Source organism: Pseudomonas sp. GL_103, assembly GCF_057835175.1.
This window is the reverse complement of the sequence record NZ_CM174420.1, coordinates 2,250,021-2,269,177: the sequence shown is the minus strand read 5'-3', so window position 1 is coordinate 2,269,177 and position 19,157 is coordinate 2,250,021. Positions and strand designations below refer to the sequence as shown.

15 protein-coding genes and 4 tRNA genes are annotated in these 19,157 nt (G+C 61.6%); 6 read left to right on the top strand and 13 right to left on the bottom strand.

What is annotated here, in order from left to right; genetic code table 11:
- The first annotated feature begins 707 nt into the window (after positions 1 to 707).
- Positions 708 to 923 carry a tyrosine-type recombinase/integrase gene (locus tag AC3IP0_RS10330; protein ID WP_489327313.1) on the top strand — a complete coding sequence of 72 codons (216 nt, stop codon included), beginning with the start codon at positions 708 to 710 and terminating at the stop codon, positions 921 to 923.
- Positions 924 to 1,020: 97 nt separating this feature from the next.
- Here the strand turns inward: AC3IP0_RS10330 and AC3IP0_RS10325 are convergent.
- Positions 1,021 to 1,097: transfer RNA gene (locus AC3IP0_RS10325), tRNA-Val, on the bottom strand.
- A 184-nt stretch (positions 1,098 to 1,281) separates the two neighbouring features.
- Here AC3IP0_RS10325 and AC3IP0_RS10320 point away from each other — a divergent pair.
- A complete protein-coding gene (locus AC3IP0_RS10320; RefSeq protein ID WP_489319136.1) occupies positions 1,282 to 2,565 on the top strand; it encodes an NAD(P)/FAD-dependent oxidoreductase in 1,284 nt (427 codons plus the stop codon).
- A gap of 55 nt (positions 2,566 to 2,620) precedes the next feature.
- Here the strand turns inward: AC3IP0_RS10320 and AC3IP0_RS10315 are convergent, their stop codons facing one another.
- The 5 genes from AC3IP0_RS10315 to AC3IP0_RS10295 all read right to left on the bottom strand — a co-directional run bounded on the left by AC3IP0_RS10315 (position 2,621) and on the right by AC3IP0_RS10295 (position 9,316).
- Positions 2,621 to 3,592, bottom strand: a complete 972-nt coding sequence (locus AC3IP0_RS10315; RefSeq protein ID WP_489319135.1) for an XdhC family protein — start codon at positions 3,590 to 3,592, stop codon at positions 2,621 to 2,623.
- A 1-nt stretch (position 3,593) separates the two neighbouring features.
- Positions 3,594 to 4,832, bottom strand: coding sequence for a c-type cytochrome (locus AC3IP0_RS10310; RefSeq protein WP_489319134.1), 1,239 nt, complete (start codon positions 4,830 to 4,832; stop codon positions 3,594 to 3,596).
- A 2-nt stretch (positions 4,833 to 4,834) separates the two neighbouring features.
- The gene (locus AC3IP0_RS10305) at positions 4,835 to 5,374 is read right to left on the bottom strand and encodes a (2Fe-2S)-binding protein (protein WP_007982256.1); all 540 of its coding nucleotides are present in this window, start codon (positions 5,372 to 5,374) and stop codon (positions 4,835 to 4,837) included.
- A complete protein-coding gene (locus AC3IP0_RS10300) occupies positions 5,367 to 8,198 on the bottom strand; it encodes a xanthine dehydrogenase family protein molybdopterin-binding subunit (protein WP_489327311.1) in 2,832 nt (943 codons plus the stop codon). The genes AC3IP0_RS10305 and AC3IP0_RS10300 overlap by 8 nt, the downstream gene beginning before the upstream one ends.
- A 176-nt stretch (positions 8,199 to 8,374) precedes the next feature.
- A complete protein-coding gene (locus AC3IP0_RS10295; protein ID WP_489327310.1) occupies positions 8,375 to 9,316 on the bottom strand; it encodes a LysR family transcriptional regulator in 942 nt (313 codons plus the stop codon).
- A 125-nt stretch (positions 9,317 to 9,441) separates the two neighbouring features.
- Between AC3IP0_RS10295 and AC3IP0_RS10290 the strand changes: the two genes are divergently transcribed.
- From AC3IP0_RS10290 to aldA, 4 genes are read left to right on the top strand one after another with little or no spacing between them, the layout of a single operon-like run.
- Positions 9,442 to 10,737: an MFS transporter gene (locus AC3IP0_RS10290; RefSeq protein WP_489319131.1), complete on the top strand. Its 1,296-nt coding sequence runs from the start codon at positions 9,442 to 9,444 to the stop codon at positions 10,735 to 10,737.
- A gap of 17 nt (positions 10,738 to 10,754) precedes the next feature.
- Positions 10,755 to 11,939, top strand: a complete 1,185-nt coding sequence (gene rhmD / locus AC3IP0_RS10285) for an L-rhamnonate dehydratase (protein WP_489319130.1) — start codon at positions 10,755 to 10,757, stop codon at positions 11,937 to 11,939.
- A gap of 14 nt (positions 11,940 to 11,953) precedes the next feature.
- On the top strand, positions 11,954 to 12,754 hold the full coding sequence (locus tag AC3IP0_RS10280; protein WP_489319129.1) for an aldolase/citrate lyase family protein: 801 nt from the start codon (positions 11,954 to 11,956) through the stop codon (positions 12,752 to 12,754).
- Between the two features lie 19 nt (positions 12,755 to 12,773).
- Positions 12,774 to 14,207 carry an aldehyde dehydrogenase gene (aldA, locus tag AC3IP0_RS10275; protein WP_489319128.1) on the top strand — a complete coding sequence of 478 codons (1,434 nt, stop codon included), beginning with the start codon at positions 12,774 to 12,776 and terminating at the stop codon, positions 14,205 to 14,207.
- A 136-nt stretch (positions 14,208 to 14,343) separates the two neighbouring features.
- Here aldA and AC3IP0_RS10270 read toward each other — a convergent pair.
- The 7 genes from AC3IP0_RS10270 to AC3IP0_RS10240 form a co-directional block, all read right to left on the bottom strand.
- Positions 14,344 to 14,420, bottom strand: a tRNA-Asp gene (locus AC3IP0_RS10270).
- A gap of 105 nt (positions 14,421 to 14,525) precedes the next feature.
- Positions 14,526 to 14,602, bottom strand: a tRNA-Asp gene (locus AC3IP0_RS10265).
- A 53-nt stretch (positions 14,603 to 14,655) separates the two neighbouring features.
- Positions 14,656 to 14,731, bottom strand: a tRNA-Val gene (locus AC3IP0_RS10260).
- Between the two features lie 218 nt (positions 14,732 to 14,949).
- A complete protein-coding gene (locus AC3IP0_RS10255; RefSeq protein ID WP_489319127.1) occupies positions 14,950 to 15,726 on the bottom strand; it encodes an SDR family oxidoreductase in 777 nt (258 codons plus the stop codon).
- Entirely contained in the window at positions 15,723 to 16,934 is a 1,212-nt protein-coding gene (locus tag AC3IP0_RS10250) for an O-succinylhomoserine sulfhydrylase (RefSeq protein ID WP_223448410.1), read from the bottom strand. The genes AC3IP0_RS10255 and AC3IP0_RS10250 overlap by 4 nt, the downstream gene beginning before the upstream one ends.
- Before the next feature lie 73 nt (positions 16,935 to 17,007).
- A complete protein-coding gene (purF, locus tag AC3IP0_RS10245) occupies positions 17,008 to 18,513 on the bottom strand; it encodes an amidophosphoribosyltransferase (protein WP_007975670.1) in 1,506 nt (501 codons plus the stop codon).
- 41 nt (positions 18,514 to 18,554) lie between these two features.
- Positions 18,555 to 19,115, bottom strand: coding sequence for a CvpA family protein (locus AC3IP0_RS10240; RefSeq protein ID WP_056722189.1), 561 nt, complete (start codon positions 19,113 to 19,115; stop codon positions 18,555 to 18,557).
- Positions 19,116 to 19,157: the final 42 nt, after the last annotated feature.

The window sequence follows — 19,157 nt, the reverse complement described above, 5'->3', positions numbered from 1 at the left end:
CGAATCACGCCAGCCGGCGAGAAAGCAAGATGATAGAGGCATGGCGGCAGCTTAAACCTGGATCAGAACGCTCGCCTGCTGCGAATCAATAGTTGGGATCAGCCCCGAGCCCTGTTGATGTGCGAGCCAGGCCCGAGTCAGCTTCACGTCGAATCGCCAGCCATGGGTTTCCATCCAAACAAGCGCTGTATGGGTAATTCGATAGTGTCCGCACTTCGTGCATGCTCTTTCCTGGTAATCATCACCAACATCGACGTCTGAAGCAGGCTCATCGCAAATTAGGCATTCCATATCTACCTCCATTGGCTGAACCCCTAACTATAGTCGATTCCCGCCCCTCCACCGCCTGGGCATTGCCCGGTAAATGGGGCGGCATGGGGCCGCGCACCGTCACGGAGTTCGGCGCCGACTGCGGCTGGGACTACGTCCTGAACTGCTTGGATCACGGGATCAGCAGCACGAAATTCAACGCCGCCATACATGCTCTGGCTCATCTACAAGGGGCCGCGCCGGCAAGGGTCCACCCCGCCAGTCACCTCAGGGGAGAGAGCGTGTACGCAACTGGCGAGGTGAACCAATAAACCGTAGCTCACCCGTTCAGCTCGCCTGACGCCCCTCATCTGATTTCACAATCCACATACCAGCCTGCCGATGAACGGCGGGCGAGGACTGCGCGTGAATATTTATCGATACACCTTCACAGCCGTTTGCCCGCATACGACCATGTGCCGGCCGGCGAGCGCCCCACCTTTCATGAGATCCGCGCCTTGGGGGCATGGCTGTACGAACAGCAGAAATTCCCACAGGAGTACATTCAGGCGCTGATGGGGCATGCAGACGAGAAGATGACAAAGCACTATCAGGAGGGGCACGACGAAAAGAAGATCGAGTACCTGGTAGTGGGCGCCGAATTGGCGTTTTGAGTGGGGGTTTTGCATAAGTTTTGCAAATCGCAGACAACAAAAAAGGGCCCACCTTTCGGTGAGCCCTTCTAGACCGCCCAGCAGAGCGGATTTTGTTTGGTAGGCGCGATTGGACTCGAACCAACGACCCCCACCATGTCAAGGTGGTGCTCTAACCAACTGAGCTACGTGCCTGCTGTGAGGCGGCATTCTACGGAATTCCGGAGGGGTGTCAACACCTTTTTTCGCGCTAACCCTATGAATATGCAAAATATTTAATTTTGCCGGTACAAAGAAGATTTTCCGGGTGGCTGGCGGGCGATTTTCAACTCGGGTAGGATCAACGCACTCGTAAAATATATTAAACAGAGGCTGCCGTATGGCTAACACTCCCTACCCAGAATCCTACTACGCCGCATCGGCCAATGCGGTTCCGCCGCGCCCGGCGTTGCAGGATGACGTGGAGACCGATGTCTGTGTGATTGGCGCCGGTTATACGGGGCTGTCCTCTGCCCTGTTTCTGCTGGAGAACGGTTTCAAGGTCACTGTGCTCGAAGCCGCCGGGGTGGGTTTCGGGGCGTCCGGGCGTAATGGCGGCCAGATCGTTAACAGCTATAGCCGCGATATCGATGTCATCGAGCGCACGGTCGGTCCCAGGCAGGCCCAGTTGCTGGGGCAGATGGCGTTCGAGGGTGGGCGAATCATTCGTGAGCGGGTCGCCAGGTACAACATCCAGTGCGACTTGAAGGACGGTGGCGTGTTCGCCGCGATGACCGCCAAGCAGATGGGTCATCTCGAATCCCAGAAGCGCCTGTGGGAGCGTTTCGGTCACACCCAGCTTGAGTTGATGGATCAACGCCGCATCCGAGAGGTGGTTGCTTGCGATCAGTACGTCGGCGGGATGCTCGACATGAGTGGCGGCCACATCCATCCGCTTAACCTGGCACTGGGTGAAGCGGCAGCGGTCGAGTCCCTGGGTGGCACGATTTACGAGCAGTCGCCCGCGGTGCGCATCGTGCGCGGCGCGAATCCGGTGGTGCACACGCCGCAGGGTAAGGTCCGGGCCAAATTCATCATCGTCGCCGGCAACGCTTATCTGGGCAACCTGGTGCCGGAACTGGCCGCCAAATCGATGCCTTGCGGCACACAGGTGATTACCACCGAGCCGTTGGGTGAAGAACTGGCGAAGACCCTGCTGCCTCAGGATTACTGTGTCGAAGATTGCAATTACTTGCTCGACTACTACCGCCTCAGCGGCGACAAGCGTCTGATTTTCGGTGGTGGCGTGGTGTATGGCGCGCGGGATCCGGCGAACATCGAAGCGATCATCCGGCCGAAGATGCTCAAGGCATTCCCGCAACTCAAGGACGTGAAGATCGATTATGCGTGGACGGGTAATTTCCTGCTGACCCTGTCGCGCCTGCCTCAGGTCGGACGGCTGGGCGACAACATCTACTATTCCCAGGGTTGCAGCGGCCATGGCGTGACTTACACGCATCTGGCGGGCAAGGTGCTGGCCGAAGCGTTACGCGGCCAGGCAGAACGTTTTGATGCGTTTGCTGACCTGCCCCACTATCCGTTCCCCGGCGGCCAGTTGCTGCGCACACCGTTTGCGGCATTGGGTGCGTGGTATTACGGATTGCGGGACAAATTCGGGTACTGACTGCTAAAACAAAAGGCCCGCTGCGATGCGGGCCTTTTGTTTAGATCTTTTGATCTTAAAGACGATCCCGTGGGATACCGCTTCGAATCCGCAGGATGTCTGCCAGCACCGCCAAAGCAATCTCTGCCGGCGTCTTGCTACCCAGGTTCAGCCCGATCGGCGCATGAATCCGCCCCAACTCGACATCCCCCAGACCACCAATACGCCGCAAGCGCTCGAAGCGCTTTTGCGAGGTCTGCATGGAGCCCATCACACCGATGTAGAACGCCTCGGTACGCACTGCCTCCATCATTGCCAGGTCATCGATACGTGGATCGTGAGTCAACGCCACCACCGCCGTGTCGCTGTGGCAACCGCCATCGGCGATAAACACCGATGGCAACTGGCGACGAATCTCCACGTTTTCCAGCTCGACGCCTTCCAGCACTTCGTCCCGCGGGTCACACAGAATCACCTCGAAGCCCAGGCCCACGGCAAACTCCGCACAGGCCTGGGCGACACTGGAGTACCCCGCCAACAGCAAGCGCTGGGCCGCGCCGACGCGCACGCGCACCCGGTCGATTTCACGCTCGATGCGTACACCCTGTTCACGATCATCGAACAGGCTGCGCGCACCGCTTTGCAGATCAACCTCGCGGATCAACCGACGCCGGCCCATCAGAGCCGACTCCAGCTCCCGCAGATGCGCTTGCACCTCGCAATCGGCATCAAGCTTCTCGACCAGCACGTCCAGCACCCCGCCACACGGCAGGCTGACACGCGAGCGTGGGTCGTCGCCTTCGCCGTAACGAACAACGCTGACCGGCTCCAGAAACGCGCCCTCGGCGACTCGCTCGAGAAAGTCTTCCTCGACACAGCCACCGGACAACGAGCCAATCCAGTGCCCCTGCGTGTTCACCGCCAGCAGCGAACCCGGTGCGCGCGGTGCCGAGCCGTAAGTGGCCAGCACCGTACACAGCCAGATGTGCTGTCCGGCCGCCGACCACTCCAGCGCCCGGCGTATCACTTGCAGATCGAGATGCTGCATATCAGTGGGCCTTGTGCTCGAGCGGCGGCGCATCGGCCCGCAACTTCTGCACGTCGTTCACTGCCAGGTCGCTCGGCTGACCGCCCCACCCCTGACGCAGGTAGTTCAGTAGATCCGTGAGTTGCGCGTCGCTCAATTTCGCGGCGAACCCCGGCATCGGTTGCATGTGTTCGAAACCGGAGAACTTCTGCTCACCGATACCGTCGTCGATCACCCGTACCAGGTTGCGCGGATCTTCCAGGCGCAGCGTGGTGTTGCCGCGCATAGCCACGGCGATGTGCGGCTTGCCCTCACCGCCCGGCGCGTGACAACCGGCGCAGACATTCAAATATTCCTGACGGCCGCGCTGGGCGCTCGGGCTCAGTTTGTCCAACGGCACTTCGGTGAGCACTTTCGCCGCAGGCGGCTGATCGCCGAGCAGGAAAGTCGCCATCGCCGCCAGATCCGGATCGCTGAGGCCCTGGGTGCTGTTGTGGAACACCGGGAACATCTCGTTGAACATCGTGCCCTGGGCACTCATGCCGTGCTTGAGGAACGAGCTCAGGTCCTGATGATTCCAGCCACGGGCTGCCAGGTCAGTGGCCAGCAGGCTTGGCGCCAGATAGCCATTGAGGATGCCGCCGGTCATGCGTTTGTCCATCTGCATCGCACCCGGCAAGCCGCGTGGGGTGTGGCATTCGCCACAGTGCCCCAGCACGTCGACCATGTACTGGCCGCGTTTCCAGGCTTCGCTCTTGGCTTCAGCCGGCTCCAGCTTCACGTCCTTGCCGTACATCATGTTCCAGCCCATCAGGCCCAGGCGCACGTTGAACGGGAAGCTCAGGCTGGTGACCGGCGCGGCGCGCTCGATCGGCTCGACGGTTTTCAGGTAGGCATGAATCGCGTCGGAATCTGCTCGCGGCATCAGGTGATAGGAGGTGTACGGCATCGCTGGATACAGGTTCGCGCCATCGCGGCGCTTGCCTTCGGTCAGCGCGGCGAAGAACTCGTCATCGTTGTACAGGCCAATGCCGTGCTCTTTGCTCGGGGTAATGTTGGTGCCGTAGATCGTGCCGAACGGCGACACGATCGGCAGACCGCCCGCGTACGGCGCGCCACCCGGTGCGGTGTGGCACGCCATGCAGTCAGCGGCACGGGCGAGGTACTCGCCTTGCTTGACCTGCGCATCATCGGCGTGAGCTGCCACCACAGGCGCAGCCAGACCAACCGCCAACGCCAGGCGGCTAAGTAGAAGCTTCATGCTTAACCCTCCTTGACCAGGCCGAGATCGGTCAGCACGTTGCGGGTGGCGCTGTAGTAGCGCACGTATCCGGTGCAACGGCAGATGTGATGACCGAGGCTGTCCTCGATGACTTTTTCCAGCTGGCTTTTGACGATCGGCTGACGCTGCAGCTTTTCCACCAACACGGTCGCGGCATTGACGAAACCCGGTGCGCAGTAGCTGCACTGGAAGGCGAATTCGTCGACGAAGCGCTGCTGGATCGGGTTCAGTTCGGTGACCTTGCCCTGCTCGTCGCGGGTCGCGTGGCCTTCGATAGTCCGAACCTTCTTGCCTTCGAAATAGTGCGCGCCGGTGATGCAGGTGCGCACTTCTTCGCTGGTGCCGTCAGGGTTGTCGACGATCACCACGCAGGCGTGGCAGATGCCCTGGCCACAGCCCAGGCGCGAACCGGTGAGGTTCTTGTACTCGTGCAGGTAGTCGATCATCGGCAGGTCATCAGGGATGTCCACCGGGCCGACGGATTGACCGTTGAGGGTCAGTTGAAGCGGACGGTTAGCCATTGAGGGCCTCCTTGATGCGTGCAGAAGTGATAGGCAGGTCGCGGACACGTTTACCGATGGCATGGGCCACGGCGTTACCGATGGCACCGACCACCGGGATCATCACCACTTCGGCGATGCCCTTGGACGGGTCGCTCGGCGACAGTGGCGGCAGGATCTCCGCCGTCTGTTTCCACACCGCGACGTGACGCGCCATCGGCAGGCGGTAACGGTTGAAGTTCCAGTCCCCCTCCCCCGGCCCGCCTTCGTACAGCGGCATCTCTTCCATCAGCGCATGGCCGATGCCCATGGCGATCCCGCCTTCGAGCTGGCCCCTGACCAGTTCTTCCACCAGCACCCGACCGCACTCGACCCACGAGTGGTGGTTGAGCACCGACACTTCGTTCGAACCCTTGTTGACCTTCACTTCCACCAACGTCGCGACCGGGCTGTAGTAAGTCACCGCCGCGTTGTTCAGCTGGGTCGCCGGGTAGGCGATGCCCTGCCGATCCAGCAAATGGAAACCGGCGCTGTTCATCTGCGCCTTCTTCGCCTTCGGTGCACCGTCGCCGTACTTCACCGCCAAGCCGTCGAGCGGCAAGCGCTCACGCACGCCGTCGATGCTGAACTCGGCCTCGGCCCAGCTCCAGCGGTTGAAACCGTGCACGGTCGCGCCGCTCACCAGGCCACGTTCGTGAACGCGCTTGGCCAGCATGGCGAATGGCAGTGGCTCCATACCGTTGGCCGTGAGCTTGCCGTCGACCCAGTGGGCGTCTTCGCGGCGCACCACGTAAGGGTTGGCCTGGCCGCCGTAAGGGCCTTGGCGCCAGATCTCCAGCGCCGCCGGCCACAGGCCGTGGTTGAACAGCACGCGCGCCGCTTCACGGGTGGCGTGGCTGAAGTAGTACGCCGAGTTGGTGGCCGACGAGGCCGAAGCGACCTTGCCGACCCAGCGTGGATTGCGCAGGAAATTGTCCTGCTCTGCCTGGCTCATGATGTACGGGTTGCCGCCACTGATCAGCTGCAACTCTTTCCATTCGGTTTCGCCGGTCTTCACTTCGTGCGCCGGAACACCGAGGAAATCGGCCACGACCATGGCCTGGGAGGTGGACATGCCGGTGCCGATTTCGATACCGATGTGGCGCAGGCTGATGCGACCTTCGGCAGTGAATTCAATGCTGGCCATCGGCGCTTCGGAACCGGTACCGAAGTCCTTCTGGCAGATGGCGAAACCCACCCCGTACCAGTTGTCCGGATCGGCGGCTTCGCGTTGCTTCTTGATCGCGTCGCGGTTTTTCCAGGTGTCGTGGACCGCCGCCTTGTCGAGAATCTCGTGCAGGCGCAAGGCACCGGCCGGGATCGCGCCCTGGGTGTTTTTCATGCCCGAGCGCAGTGCGTTCTTGCGGCGCAGCTCGATGGCATCGACACCGAGGCGACCGGCGATTTCGTCGACCATCATCTCGGTCGCCGCCATGCTCTGCAGGGTGCCGTAGCCACGCATCGACCCGGCTTCAACGGCGCGGGAGTGATAGGCCGTGACCTGCAGATCGTTCTGCGGCATGTAGTAGATCGACTGTGCCGCCGTCGCGCCCACCGCAGCCACGGACGGGCTGTAGTTGATCCGCCCGCCACCGTCGACGCTCATCTCGGAGCGGAAAATCTTGAAGCTGTGGTCGTTCTTGTCCACCGCCAACTGGTAGCGGATGTCGAACGGGTGACGCTTGATGCCGCTCTGGAACTGCTCGTAGCGGTCGTTGGCCAGGCGCACCGGCACACCGGCGCCGTACAACGCCGCCAGCGCTGCGTAGTAGACGAAAATGTTGTGGTCTTTCGAGCCGTAACCGACGGTGTAACCCGGGTGCATGTTCAGGTTGGCCAGGCCGAAACGCGACGGCGCGATCATCTTCGCGGTCTCGGTCGCGGTTTCCAGTGGGCACTGTGTCGCCACCACGAAATGCAGAGTCTTGCTCGCCGGGTCGTACCAGCCGTTGCCGTTGTCCGGCTCCAGGGCGGCCGGTTCGATCGACGGGGTCTTGTAGCGCTCGTCGAACACCAGCCAGTTGTCCGGCGGCGTATCGATCTGCTGCTTCATGCGCTCGGCGTAGAACAAGCCGCGCTCGGTCAGGTTGCCGTGCAGGTTGGGCTGGGAGTTCCACACCGGACGACGGTTTTTCAGCATCGGGAACAGAATCGAATCCTTGAGGCTGGCGAACTCGTCTTCGTCCGCCGAGGTCGCGCCGCCGACGCGCACGTAGCGGAAGCTGCCGTAAGGATCACCTTCGTAGAACGGCGCTTTCTCGCCGTAGCGGATTGCCTTGTCATTGAACTTGAGTTGGTTCTTGGCCTGACGGTAGCGCTCAAAATCGTTCCAGATCAGGATCGCCACCGGGTGCCCGATGAACATCGGCACCTTGCCGGCCGGCAACAGCGGATCCGGGGCGTGCTCCTCAGGGAACACGATACCGTCCTTGACCAGGTCTTCGGCGGTGACGATGCGGTCCGGCTGCAACTCGGCACCGAGCCACGACAGGTCGATGCCTGCAAAGATGTGGTCGGCCTTGATGGTTTTCAGCAGCATGGCGTGGCCTTGCTGCTGCGGCCAGCCCGGCATGTCCTTGGCGCGGATGTCGCGGGCAAAGACCTTGCTGCCGCAGACCTTGGACAAGGCATCGTTACGGGCGCGCGCCTTGCCATTGTTGCCGAGCCACTGCTCGGACGGCACGGTCACGCTGTTCTCCATCAAGGCGGCCAGCGCCTGGCTGCTCAATGGTGTGAGCGTCACGCTCACACCCGCTACCAGCCCGCCCTGAAGGAACGAGCGCCGGGATATATCACGGTTGGACATGGATCATCCTCTGGGCGGTTATGGGGTCCGCCCTTCTGGTTATGTTCTGGAAATCTCGAGTCTTGCAGAAGCCCTTTTGGACGATGCAAAGGGCTGTTGTTGACAGTGCAAAGCTGACCGAAAGGTTAAGTTTATAGGCTTATGCCTTCGCGGAAAACTAAAAACTGACCAAGGAATCAAAAAACCGCGACTTTTCGACGCAGCAGTTCGATGAACAACCCCAACTCCCGGCTGATGTGCTCGCCCTTGCGCAACAGCAGCCCAAATGGCGCCATCTGCACATCCAGTTCCACCGGCAGCGCCACCACCAGGCCCATTTTAAGATAGTCGCGCAATGCGGTTTCCGACAGCACCATGATCGCGTCGGTCAGCTGAATCAGTTGCTGCATGGAGTACACCGAACTGCACTCGATGATGTCTGCCGGCAACGGCAACGCCAGTCGCTGCAACGCCTGATCCAGACCGATGCGCGCCGGACTGGTTTCCGGTTGCAGGATCCAAGGCCAACCGCTGACCAGCTCCGCCATTTCCAGTTTTTTGCGCCGCGCCAGCGGGTGGCCGGCGTGCACCACCACCAGCAAGCGTTCGTTACCCAATTGCTCGAAGACGTAATGCTCACTGTCGGTGGCGGCATTGCGCCGGGCGATGGCAAGGTCGATGCGGCCCTGTTCCAGCAACTGGATCACCTGGTCGCTGGTGTCGCCCATGATGCGAATCCGTAGCTGCGGATTGAGCGACTTGATCTCGGCAATCGAATCCATCACCAGATCTGGCGCCGCGCCCATGATGGTGCCGATCGACAGGTATCCATAACCGCCCTGCTGCCGCGCCATCAGCTCCTCGGCACAACGGTCGAGGCCACTGAGGGCCGACTCGGCAAAGCGAATCAGCTCCTGACCCAGCGCTGTCGGGCGCATCCCCCGCGGCAGGCGCTCGAACAGATCGCAGCCGAACATGTCTTCAATCTCATGGAGCATGCGGGTTGCCGCCGGTTGCGACATGTTCAGGCTTTGCGAAGCGCGGTGCAGGTTCTGGCTGCTGCTGAGCGTCACCAGCATGTGCAGATGCTTGTAGCGCAGGCGATTGAGCAAGCTGCGGGAGATGGTCGGCGTGGTCATGGCGGGCCTTTTTTATCGATACCTTCAGGGTATCAGTTGTGAGCTAGATTCGATTTGTAACGCATCGATTAGCGGCCGTACAGTCTTCCCCATAAGAACAAATGCCCTACCAAAGGAAAACTGCGATGAAGACTCTACCCGCGCCTCTGCTCGCCAAAATTTCCTGGCGGCTACTCCCGTTTCTCCTGCTGATGTACATCATGGCCTTCCTCGACCGCGCCAACGTCGGGTTCGCCAAACAGGCCTTTCAAGCCGACACCAACATCAGTGATGCCGCCTTCGCCTTCGGCGCCGGCGTGTTCTTCGCCGGTTACGCACTGCTCGAAGTGCCAAGCAACCTGATCCTGCACCGCGTCGGCGCCCGTCTGTGGATGTGCCGGATCATGGTCACCTGGGGCCTGGTCTCCGCCGCCATGGTCTTCGCCCACACCGAAACCAGCTTCTACGTCCTGCGCTTCCTGCTGGGCGTGGCCGAAGCCGGGTTCTTCCCCGGCGTGATCCTCTACCTCACCTACTGGTTCCCCAGCGCCGTACGCGGCAAGGCCATGGGTTTCTTCTACTTCGGTGCGCCGCTGGCGTTCATCTTCGGCAGTCCGCTGTCCGGGATGCTGCTGGAACTGGACGGCTTTGCCGGTTTCCACGGCTGGCAGTGGCTGTTCGCCGTTGAAGGCCTGATGGCGACGGCGGTGGGCATCTGGGCCTACTGGTACCTGGACAACCGTCCGGCCGACGCCAAGTGGCTGACCGTCGAGGAACGCCAGCAAGTGCAGAGCCTGCTCGATCAGGAAGACAGCCATAAACAGAACCACGGTCGCAGCCTGCTCAACGTCATTTGCCAACCCTCGGTGCTGTACCTGTGCCTGATCTACCTGTTGATCCAGGCCAGCGTCTACGGCGTGGTGTTTTATCTGCCGAGCCAGGTCGGCGGACTGCTGGGGACCAAGGTCGGGCTGATGGTCGGCCTGGTAACGGCGATCCCGTGGATCTGCGCATTGATCGCCGCCTACCTGATCCCCGGCTACAGCGACCGCACCGGCGAACGCCGCCGCACCGCCTGCCTGACCTTGCTCATGGCCGCCGCCGGGATCGCCTGCTCGGTGACCTTCAGCAACCCACTGCTGGGGATCATCGCCCTGTGCTTTGCCGCCTCCGGCTTCATCGCCGTGCAACCGGTGTTCTGGACCTTCCCCTCCAGCTACCTCGCCGGCAGCGCCGCCGCGGCCGGGATCGCCCTGATCAACTCGTTCGGCGCCCTCGGTGGCTTCATCGCCCCGGTGCTCAAGAACTGGGCCGAAGGCGCTTTCCATTCACCGGCAGCAGGCTTGTACGTGCTGGCCGCTACCACCGTCATCGCCGCGTTGCTGGTGCTGGGCATACGCGCGCCCGGCCATAAAGCCTCGAACAAACCGGCCACCGTTTAAACCTGAGGAGTCACACCATGGGCATTCCAACCATCAAACACGTCCGCGCTTTCACTCTGCGAGGCGGCGGCGCCGATTATCACGACCAGGCCGACGGCCACTGGATCGACGATCACATTGCCACGCCGATGAGCAAATACCCCGAGTACCGCCAGAGCCGCCGCACCTTCGGCATCAACGTACTCGGCACCCTGGTAGTGGAAATCGAAGCCAGCGACGGCACCATCGGTTTTGCCGTGACCACTGGCGGCGAGCCTGCCGCCTACATCGTCGAGAAGCACCTGGCCCGTTTCCTCGAAGGCGCCCGGGTCACCGACATCGAAAAAATCTGGGACCAGATGTACCAGTCGACCCTGTATTACGGGCGCAAGGGCATCGTGATCAACACGATCTCCGGCGTCGACCTGGCGCTGTGGGACTTGCTCGGCAAGATCCGCCAGGAGCCCGTGCATCAGTTGCTCGGCGGTGCGGTGCGCGACGAGTTGCAGTTCTACGCCACCGGCGCCCGTCCGGACCTGGCGCAGAAAATGGGTTTCATCGGCGGCAAGATGCCGCTGCACCACGGCCCGGCCGAAGGCGAGGAAGGCCTGCGCAAAAATCTGGAGGAACTGGCGACCATGCGCGAACGCGTCGGCCCGGGCTTCTGGCTGATGCTCGATTGCTGGATGAGCCTGGACCTCAACTACGCCACCAAACTGGCGGTTGGCGCCCACGAATACGGCTTGAAATGGATCGAAGAAGCCCTGCCGCCGGACGATTACTGGGGCTACGCGGCCCTGCGCAACAACGTGCCCATGGGCATGCTGGTGACCACCGGCGAACACGAAGCCACCCGCTGGGGCTTCCGCATGCTGCTGGAGATGGGCTGCTGCGACATCATCCAGCCGGATGTCGGCTGGTGCGGCGGGATCACTGAACTGGTGAAGATCTCGGCCCTGGCCGACGCCCACAACGCGCTGGTCATCCCCCACGGCTCTTCGGTGTACAGCTACCACTTCGTCGCCACCCGGCATAACAGCCCGTTCGCCGAGTTCCTGATGATGGCGCCGAAGGCCGACGAAGTAGTGCCGATGTTCCACCCGCAATTGCTCGGCGAACCGGTGCCGGTCAATGGCCGCATGCGCCTGTCCGCGCTCGACCAGCCAGGTTTCGGCGTGACCCTCAACCCCGAATGCCAACTGTATCGGCCGTATAACCGCTGAGAAAGGAGTTCGACATGTACATGCCGCACAACGCGTTCAAGGCCGCACTGAACAACAGCGAAACCCGCTACGGGATCTGGGCCGGGTTCGCCACCGGCTACGCCGCCGAGATCGTCGCCACCACCGGTTACGACTGGATGCTGATCGATGGCGAGCACGCGCCCAACACCGTGCCCGGGGTACTCGCTCAGTTGCAGGCCGTGGCACCTTACTCGACTGCGCCAGTGGTGCGCGCGGTGAATGGCGATGCCAACCTGATCAAGCAACTGCTGGATATCGGCGCACAGACGCTGATGATCCCGATGGTCGAAACCGCTGAGCAGGCGCAGGCACTGGTGCGCGCCATGCGCTACCCGCCCCACGGCATACGCGGGGTCGGCGGCGGCCTGACCCGCGCCACCCGCTGGGACGGTGTGCCGGATTACCTGAATACAGCCCATGAACAACTGTGCCTGATCGTGCAGGTGGAATCGCGCACCGGCGTGGAAAACGTCGCAGCGATCGCCGCCGTCGAGGGCGTGGATGCGGTGTTTATCGGCCCGGCGGATTTGTCGATCGGCCTGGGTCATGCCGGCAACCCCGGCCACCCGGAAGTCCAGGAGCGGATTCAACACGCCGTGAACGCCACGCTGGCGGCCGGCAAGGCCTGCGGGATTCTCGCCCCCAACGAAGAAGACGCCCGCCGCTACCAGCGCTGGGGCTGCCAGTTCATTGCAGTGGCCATCGACATCAGCCTGCTGCGCCAAAGCGCCATGGCCGCCCTCGCCCGCTACCGCGAACCCGCTACCACCCAAGCGCCGTCACGCACTTACTGATCTGCCAAGGAGTCGCACCATGTCATCCGTGTCTGTTTACGAAAACTTCATCGACGGCCAGTTCGTGGCCAGCGCTGCCCACCTCGATGTGATCAACCCGGCCACCGGCGCCGTGCTGTCGAAAGTCCCGGCCTCGACCGCCGAGGACGTCGACCGCGCCCTCGCTGCCGCCCGTGCCGCGCAGAAAGACTGGGCCCGCAAACCTGCGAATGATCGCGCCGGCTACTTGCGCCGGATCGCCGCCAAACTGCGGGAAAACGTCTCGCACCTGGCACGCACTATCACCCTGGAACAAGGCAAGATCAGCGGGCTGGCGGAAGTCGAAGTCAATTTCACCGCCGACTACCTCGACTACATGGCCGAGTGGGCGCGGCGCATCGAAGGTGAAATCATCACCAGCGACCGCCAGAACGAAAACATCTTCCTGTTCCGCAAACCGCTGGGCGTGGTGGCCGGGATCCTGCCGTGGAATTTCCCGTTCTTCCTGATCGCCCGCAAGATGGCCCCAGCCCTGCTGACCGGCAACACCATCGTCATCAAGCCCAGCGAAGAAACCCCGAACAACTGCTTCGAATTTGCCCGACTGGTGGCCGAAACCGACCTGCCACCCGGCGTGTTCAACGTGGTCTGTGGCGACGGGAAGGTCGGCGCCGCCCTGAGTTCGCACAAAGGCGTGGACATGATCAGTTTCACCGGCAGCGTCGACACCGGCTCGCGGATCATGGCCGCCGCCGCGCCAAACATCACCAAGCTCAATCTGGAACTGGGCGGCAAGGCGCCGGCCATTGTGCTGGCGGATGCAGACCTCGACCTGGCGGTCAGGGCGATCCGCGATTCGCGCATCATCAACAGCGGCCAGGTGTGCAATTGCGCCGAGCGGGTGTATGTCGAGCGCAAGGTGGCGGATCAATTTATCGAGCGCATCGCAGCAGCAATGAGTGCGACCCGCTATGGCGACCCGATTGCCCAGCCCGACGTGGAGATGGGTCCGCTGATCAACCGCCAGGGGCTGGACAGCGTGAATCGCAAAGTCCGCACCGCGTTGAGCCAGGGCGCAAGCCTGATCAGTGGCGGGCAGATGGCCGATCTGCCCAATGGCTTCCACTTCCAGCCCACGGTACTTGCCGATTGCCGCGCCGACATGGAGATCATGCGCGAAGAGATTTTCGGGCCGGTGCTGCCGATCCAGATAATCGACGACCTGGACGAAGCCATCGCCCTGGCCAACGACTGCGACTATGGCCTGACTTCGTCGATCTACACCCGCGACCTGAGCAAAACCATGCAGGCGATGCGCGAACTGGATTTTGGCGAAACCTACGTCAATCGTGAGAACTTCGAAGCGATGCAGGGTTTCCACGCTGGCGTGCGCAAGTCCGGCATCGGTGGCGCGGATGGCAAACACGGGTTGTACGAATACACCCATACCCACGCGGTCTATCTGCAAGGCTGAGTGAGGTGTTCAGGCGGATTGCCAAATCGCAGACACAAAAAACCCCGGTCTTTCGACCAGGGTTTTTGCTATCGACTCGAAGTAACCAGTGGTTTCTTCGTAGCTCCAAGGCGTTCAGTGGGCCTCGGGGCAGATATGGCGCAGCGGACGGGACTCGAACCCGCGACCCCCGGCGTGACAGGCCGGTATTCTAACCGACTGAACTACCGCTGCGTATCGCTTTGAGCTGACGCTCAATTAACTCGTCTGATTAAAAGCTCCGAGACTTTTCAATCTCTCTTTTAATCTCGAATCGGGGCATGCCCGACTCGGAAAATATGGCGCAGCGGACGGGACTCGAACCCGCGACCCCCGGCGTGACAGGCCGGTATTCTAACCGACTGAACTACCGCTGCGCGTCGGTGGAGGCATTTCAGCCTACCTCTTGCTTTCGCAAGTATCTCGGAAGTGGTGGGTGATGACGGGATCGAACCGCCGACATTCTGCTTGTAAGGCAGACGCTCTCCCAGCTGAGCTAATCACCCGTTTGCATCTCCGAGGCCGCGAAATTTACGCAGGTAGCGAACCTAAGTCAATAGCAGGATTGAAGTTTTTCTGAAAAAGACAAAATTATGTATATGCAGCAAGACCGCTTTCGCGAGCAAGCCCGCTCCCACAGGGGAATGCATTCCAAATGTGGGAGCGGCGGTGCGACGATTCGACTTGCTCGCGAAAGCGGCACATTCAACATCAATCCCGGAGCTTACTCGCTGTAAATCATCTTCTTGGTCATGCCGCCATCGACCACGAATTCCTGGCCGGTGACAAACCCGGCGTTTTTCGACAGCAGCCAGGCCACCATCGCCGCGACATCCTCGACCGTCCCTACCCTGCCCGCCGGATGCTGGGCATGATCGGCTTCGCTCAATGGTTCGGCACGCCGCACCGAGGGGTCGCGCGCATCGATCCAGCCAGGACTGACAGCATTGACCCGGATCTCCGGGCCAAGGCTGATGGCCAACGCATGCGTCAGGGCCAACAAACCGCCCTTGCTCGCCGCGTAAGCCTCTGTGTCGGGTTCCGACTGCCCGGCGCGGGTCGAGGCCAGATTGACGATGGCACCGCTGTGAGCGCGCAAGTACGGTGCACAGTGCTTGGCCAGCAACATCGGCCCACTGAGGTTCACCGCCAGCACCCGATTCCAGTGGGCCAGATCGAGGCTTTCCAGGGTGATGTTGTGCGGATCGGCAACCGCTGCGTTGCATACCAGCGCATCCAGGCGCCCGAACTGGCCGAGCACCTCGGCCACGCCCAGCGCGACTTGCCCCTCGTTGGAGACATCCATGGCGATGAACCAGGCGTTATCGCCCAGCACTTTCGCCACTTTCGAACCGCGCTCCCGGTCCAGATCCGTCAGCACGACTTGCCAGCCTTCACTGATCAGCCAGGCCGAGATCCCCAGGCCAATGCCCCGCGCAGCACCGGTCACCAGCGCTACGCGGCCATTTGAGCCAGTGGTCGGCGTAGACAACTCGATCACAACGCAGCCAGACCGCGCGCCAGATCGGCTTGCAGGTCCGCCACGTCTTCCAGGCCGACCGCCACGCGGATCAGGCTGTCACGAATGCCCGCCGCTTCACGCTCCTGTGGCGCCAGGCGACCATGGGAGGTAGTGCTCGGATGGGTGATGGTGGTCTTGCTGTCGCCCAGGTTGGCGGTGATCGAAATCAGGCGCGTGGCATCGATAAAGCGCCAGGCACCCTCTTTGCCACCCTTCACCTCAAAACTGACGACCGCACCGAAACCCTTCTGCTGACGCAGCGCCAGTTCGTGCTGCGGATGGCTCTTGAGGCCGGCGTAATGGACTTTCTCGATGCCTTCCTGCTGCTCCAGCCACTCGGCCAGTTGCTGGGCGTTGGCGCAATGCGCCTTCATCCGCAGGTTCAGGGTTTCCAGGCCCTTGAGGAAGATCCAGGCGTTGAACGGGCTCAGGGTCGGCCCGGCGGTACGCAGGAAGCCAACCACCTCTTTCATCTGCTCGCTGCGGCCTGCCACGACGCCGCCCATGCAACGGCCCTGGCCATCGATGAACTTGGTGGCCGAGTGCACGACGATGTCCGCGCCCATTTTCAGCGGCTGCTGCAACGCCGGAGTGCAGAAGCAGTTGTCGACCACCAGCATCGCGCCTTTGGCGTGAGCGATTTTCGACAGTTCGGCGATGTCTACCAATTCGGCCAGCGGATTGGACGGCGACTCGACGAACAGCAATTTGGTATTGGATTTGATCGCTGCATCCCAACCGGACAAGTCCGCCAGGGCCACGTAATCGACTTCGATACCGAAACGCTTGAAGTACTTCTCGAACAGGCTGATGGTCGAGCCGAATACGCTGCGCGACACCAGCACATGATCACCGGCGCTGCACAGGCTCATCACCACGGCCATGATGGCAGCCATGCCGGTGGCGGTGGCCACGGCCTGCTCGGCGCTTTCCAGCGCGGCGATGCGCTCTTCGAACGCGCGCACAGTCGGGTTGGTGTAGCGCGAATAAACGTTGCCCGGCACTTCGCCAGCGAAGCGCGCAGCGGCGTCGGCGGCGGTACGGAACACGTAGCTGGAGGTGAAGAACATCGGATCACCGTGTTCGCCTTCCGGCGTGCGGTGCTGACCGGCGCGTACGGCCAGGGTATCGAACGCTACACCTTCGAGGTCACTGTCCAGCCGACCGGCATCCCATTCCTGACTCATGCTGTCACTCCTTGCCCTATTCTCGTAAATTAAAAGCCAGATACAAAACCGGCCCCTCAGGGCCGGTAATTACTCAGTTGTTGTACAGATCGATGATCGCACTGACTGCCTGCGTCTTGACCTTGGAGGCATCGTTGCGTGCCTGCTCGATCTTGTTCAGGTAAGCCTCGTCGACGTCGCCGGTGACGTACTGGCCGTCGAACACCGCGCAATCGAACTTGTCGATCTTGATCTTGCCGCCACCGACCGCTTCGATCAAGTCAGGCAGGTCCTGATAGATCAGCCAGTCGGCGCCGATCAGGTCAGCCACGTCCTGGGTCGAACGGTTGTGGGCGATCAGCTCGTGAGCGCTCGGCATGTCAATGCCGTAGACGTTCGGGTAGCGAACCGCTGGCGCCGCGGAGCAGAAGTAGACGTTCTTGGCGCCGGCTTCGCGGGCCATCTGGATGATCTGCTTGCACGTGGTGCCGCGAACGATGGAGTCATCCACCAGCATCACGTTCTTGCCGCGGAATTCCAGCTCGATGGCGTTGAGCTTCTGGCGTACGGATTTTTTCCGCGCGGCCTGGCCCGGCATGATGAAGGTCCGGCCGATGTAGCGGTTCTTCACGAAGCCTTCGCGGAACTTCACGCCCAGGTGGTTCGCCAGTTCCAGCGCCGCGGTGCGGCTGGTGTCCGGAATCGGGATGACCACGTCGATGTCGTGATCCGGACGCTCGCGCAGGATCTTCTCGGCCAGCTTCTCACCCATGCGCAGACGGGCCTTGTAGACCGACACGCCGTCGATGATCGAATCCGGACGCGCCAGGTAGACGTGTTCGAAGATGCACGGCGTCAGGGACGGGTTGGTCGCGCACTGACGGGTGTAGAGCTTGCCCTCTTCAGTGATGTAGACCGCTTCGCCTGGCGCCAGGTCGCGAATCAGGGTGAAGCCGAGCACGTCCAGGGAAACGCTTTCCGAGGCGATCATGTACTCGACGCCTTCGTCGGTGTGACGCTGGCCGAAAACGATCGGGCGGATGCCGTGCGGGTCGCGGAAGCCGACGATGCCGTAGCCGGTGATCATCGCCACGACGGCATAACCACCGACGCAACGGTTGTGCACGTCGGTGACGGCGGCGAACACATCTTCTTCGGTCGGCTGCAACTTGCCGCGCTGGGCCAGTTCGTGCGCGAACACGTTGAGCAGCACTTCCGAATCGGAACTGGTGTTGACGTGGCGCAGGTCAGATTCGTAAATCTCCTTGGCCAGTTGTTCAACGTTGGTCAGGTTACCGTTGTGCGCCAGGGTGATGCCGTAAGGCGAGTTGACGTAAAACGGTTGAGCTTCAGCCGAAGTCGAGCTGCCCGCGGTTGGATAACGCACATGGCCAATACCCATGTGACCGACCAGGCGCTGCATGTGACGTTGCTGGAACACGTCACGCACCAGGCCGTTGTCCTTGCGCAGGAATAACCGGCCATCATGGCTGGTCACGATACCGGCAGCGTCCTGGCCGCGGTGCTGGAGGACGGTTAGCGCGTCATACAGCGCCTGATTGACGTTCGACTTACCGACGATACCGACGATGCCACACATGCGACGCAACCCCTACTTAATGGATCTGAACTGAGCACTACTCACTGAGGCGTTTTGGCCGTCGGCAAGAGTTGCTCCTTGAACGGAATATCAGCGGGTACGCTGATTCCGCTGGCAAGCCACTGACTGCTCCACCCGAGGATCAGGTTTTTGGACCAGTCTGCAACCAATAGAAATTTTGGCACGAGCTGTGACTCTTTCCACCACCCGTCCTGCTGTACCGGCCCCAGGCTCAACAGCCCGACGGCGATGACCACCAGCAACCCGCCACGCGCGGCGCCGAAGGCCATGCCGAGGAATCGGTCGGTCCCGGAGAGCCCGGTGACGCGAACCAGTTCGCCGATAAGGTAATTGATCATTGCGCCTACGATTAAAGTGGCGACAAACATGATGGCACAGCCCGTGATTATACGTGCCGATGGCGTTTGAATGTACCCGCCGAGGTACTCGGACAGTGAGCCACCGAACATCCAGGCTACGACTCCTGCGATGATCCAGGTCAGCAGCGACAGCGCTTCTTTGACGAAGCCGCGGCTCAGACTGATCAATGCGGAGATGGCGACGATTGCTACGATCGCCCAGTCAACCCAGGTAAATGGCACAGTGCAGCCTACAGACGGATAAGGCGGCGCATTTTAGCAGAG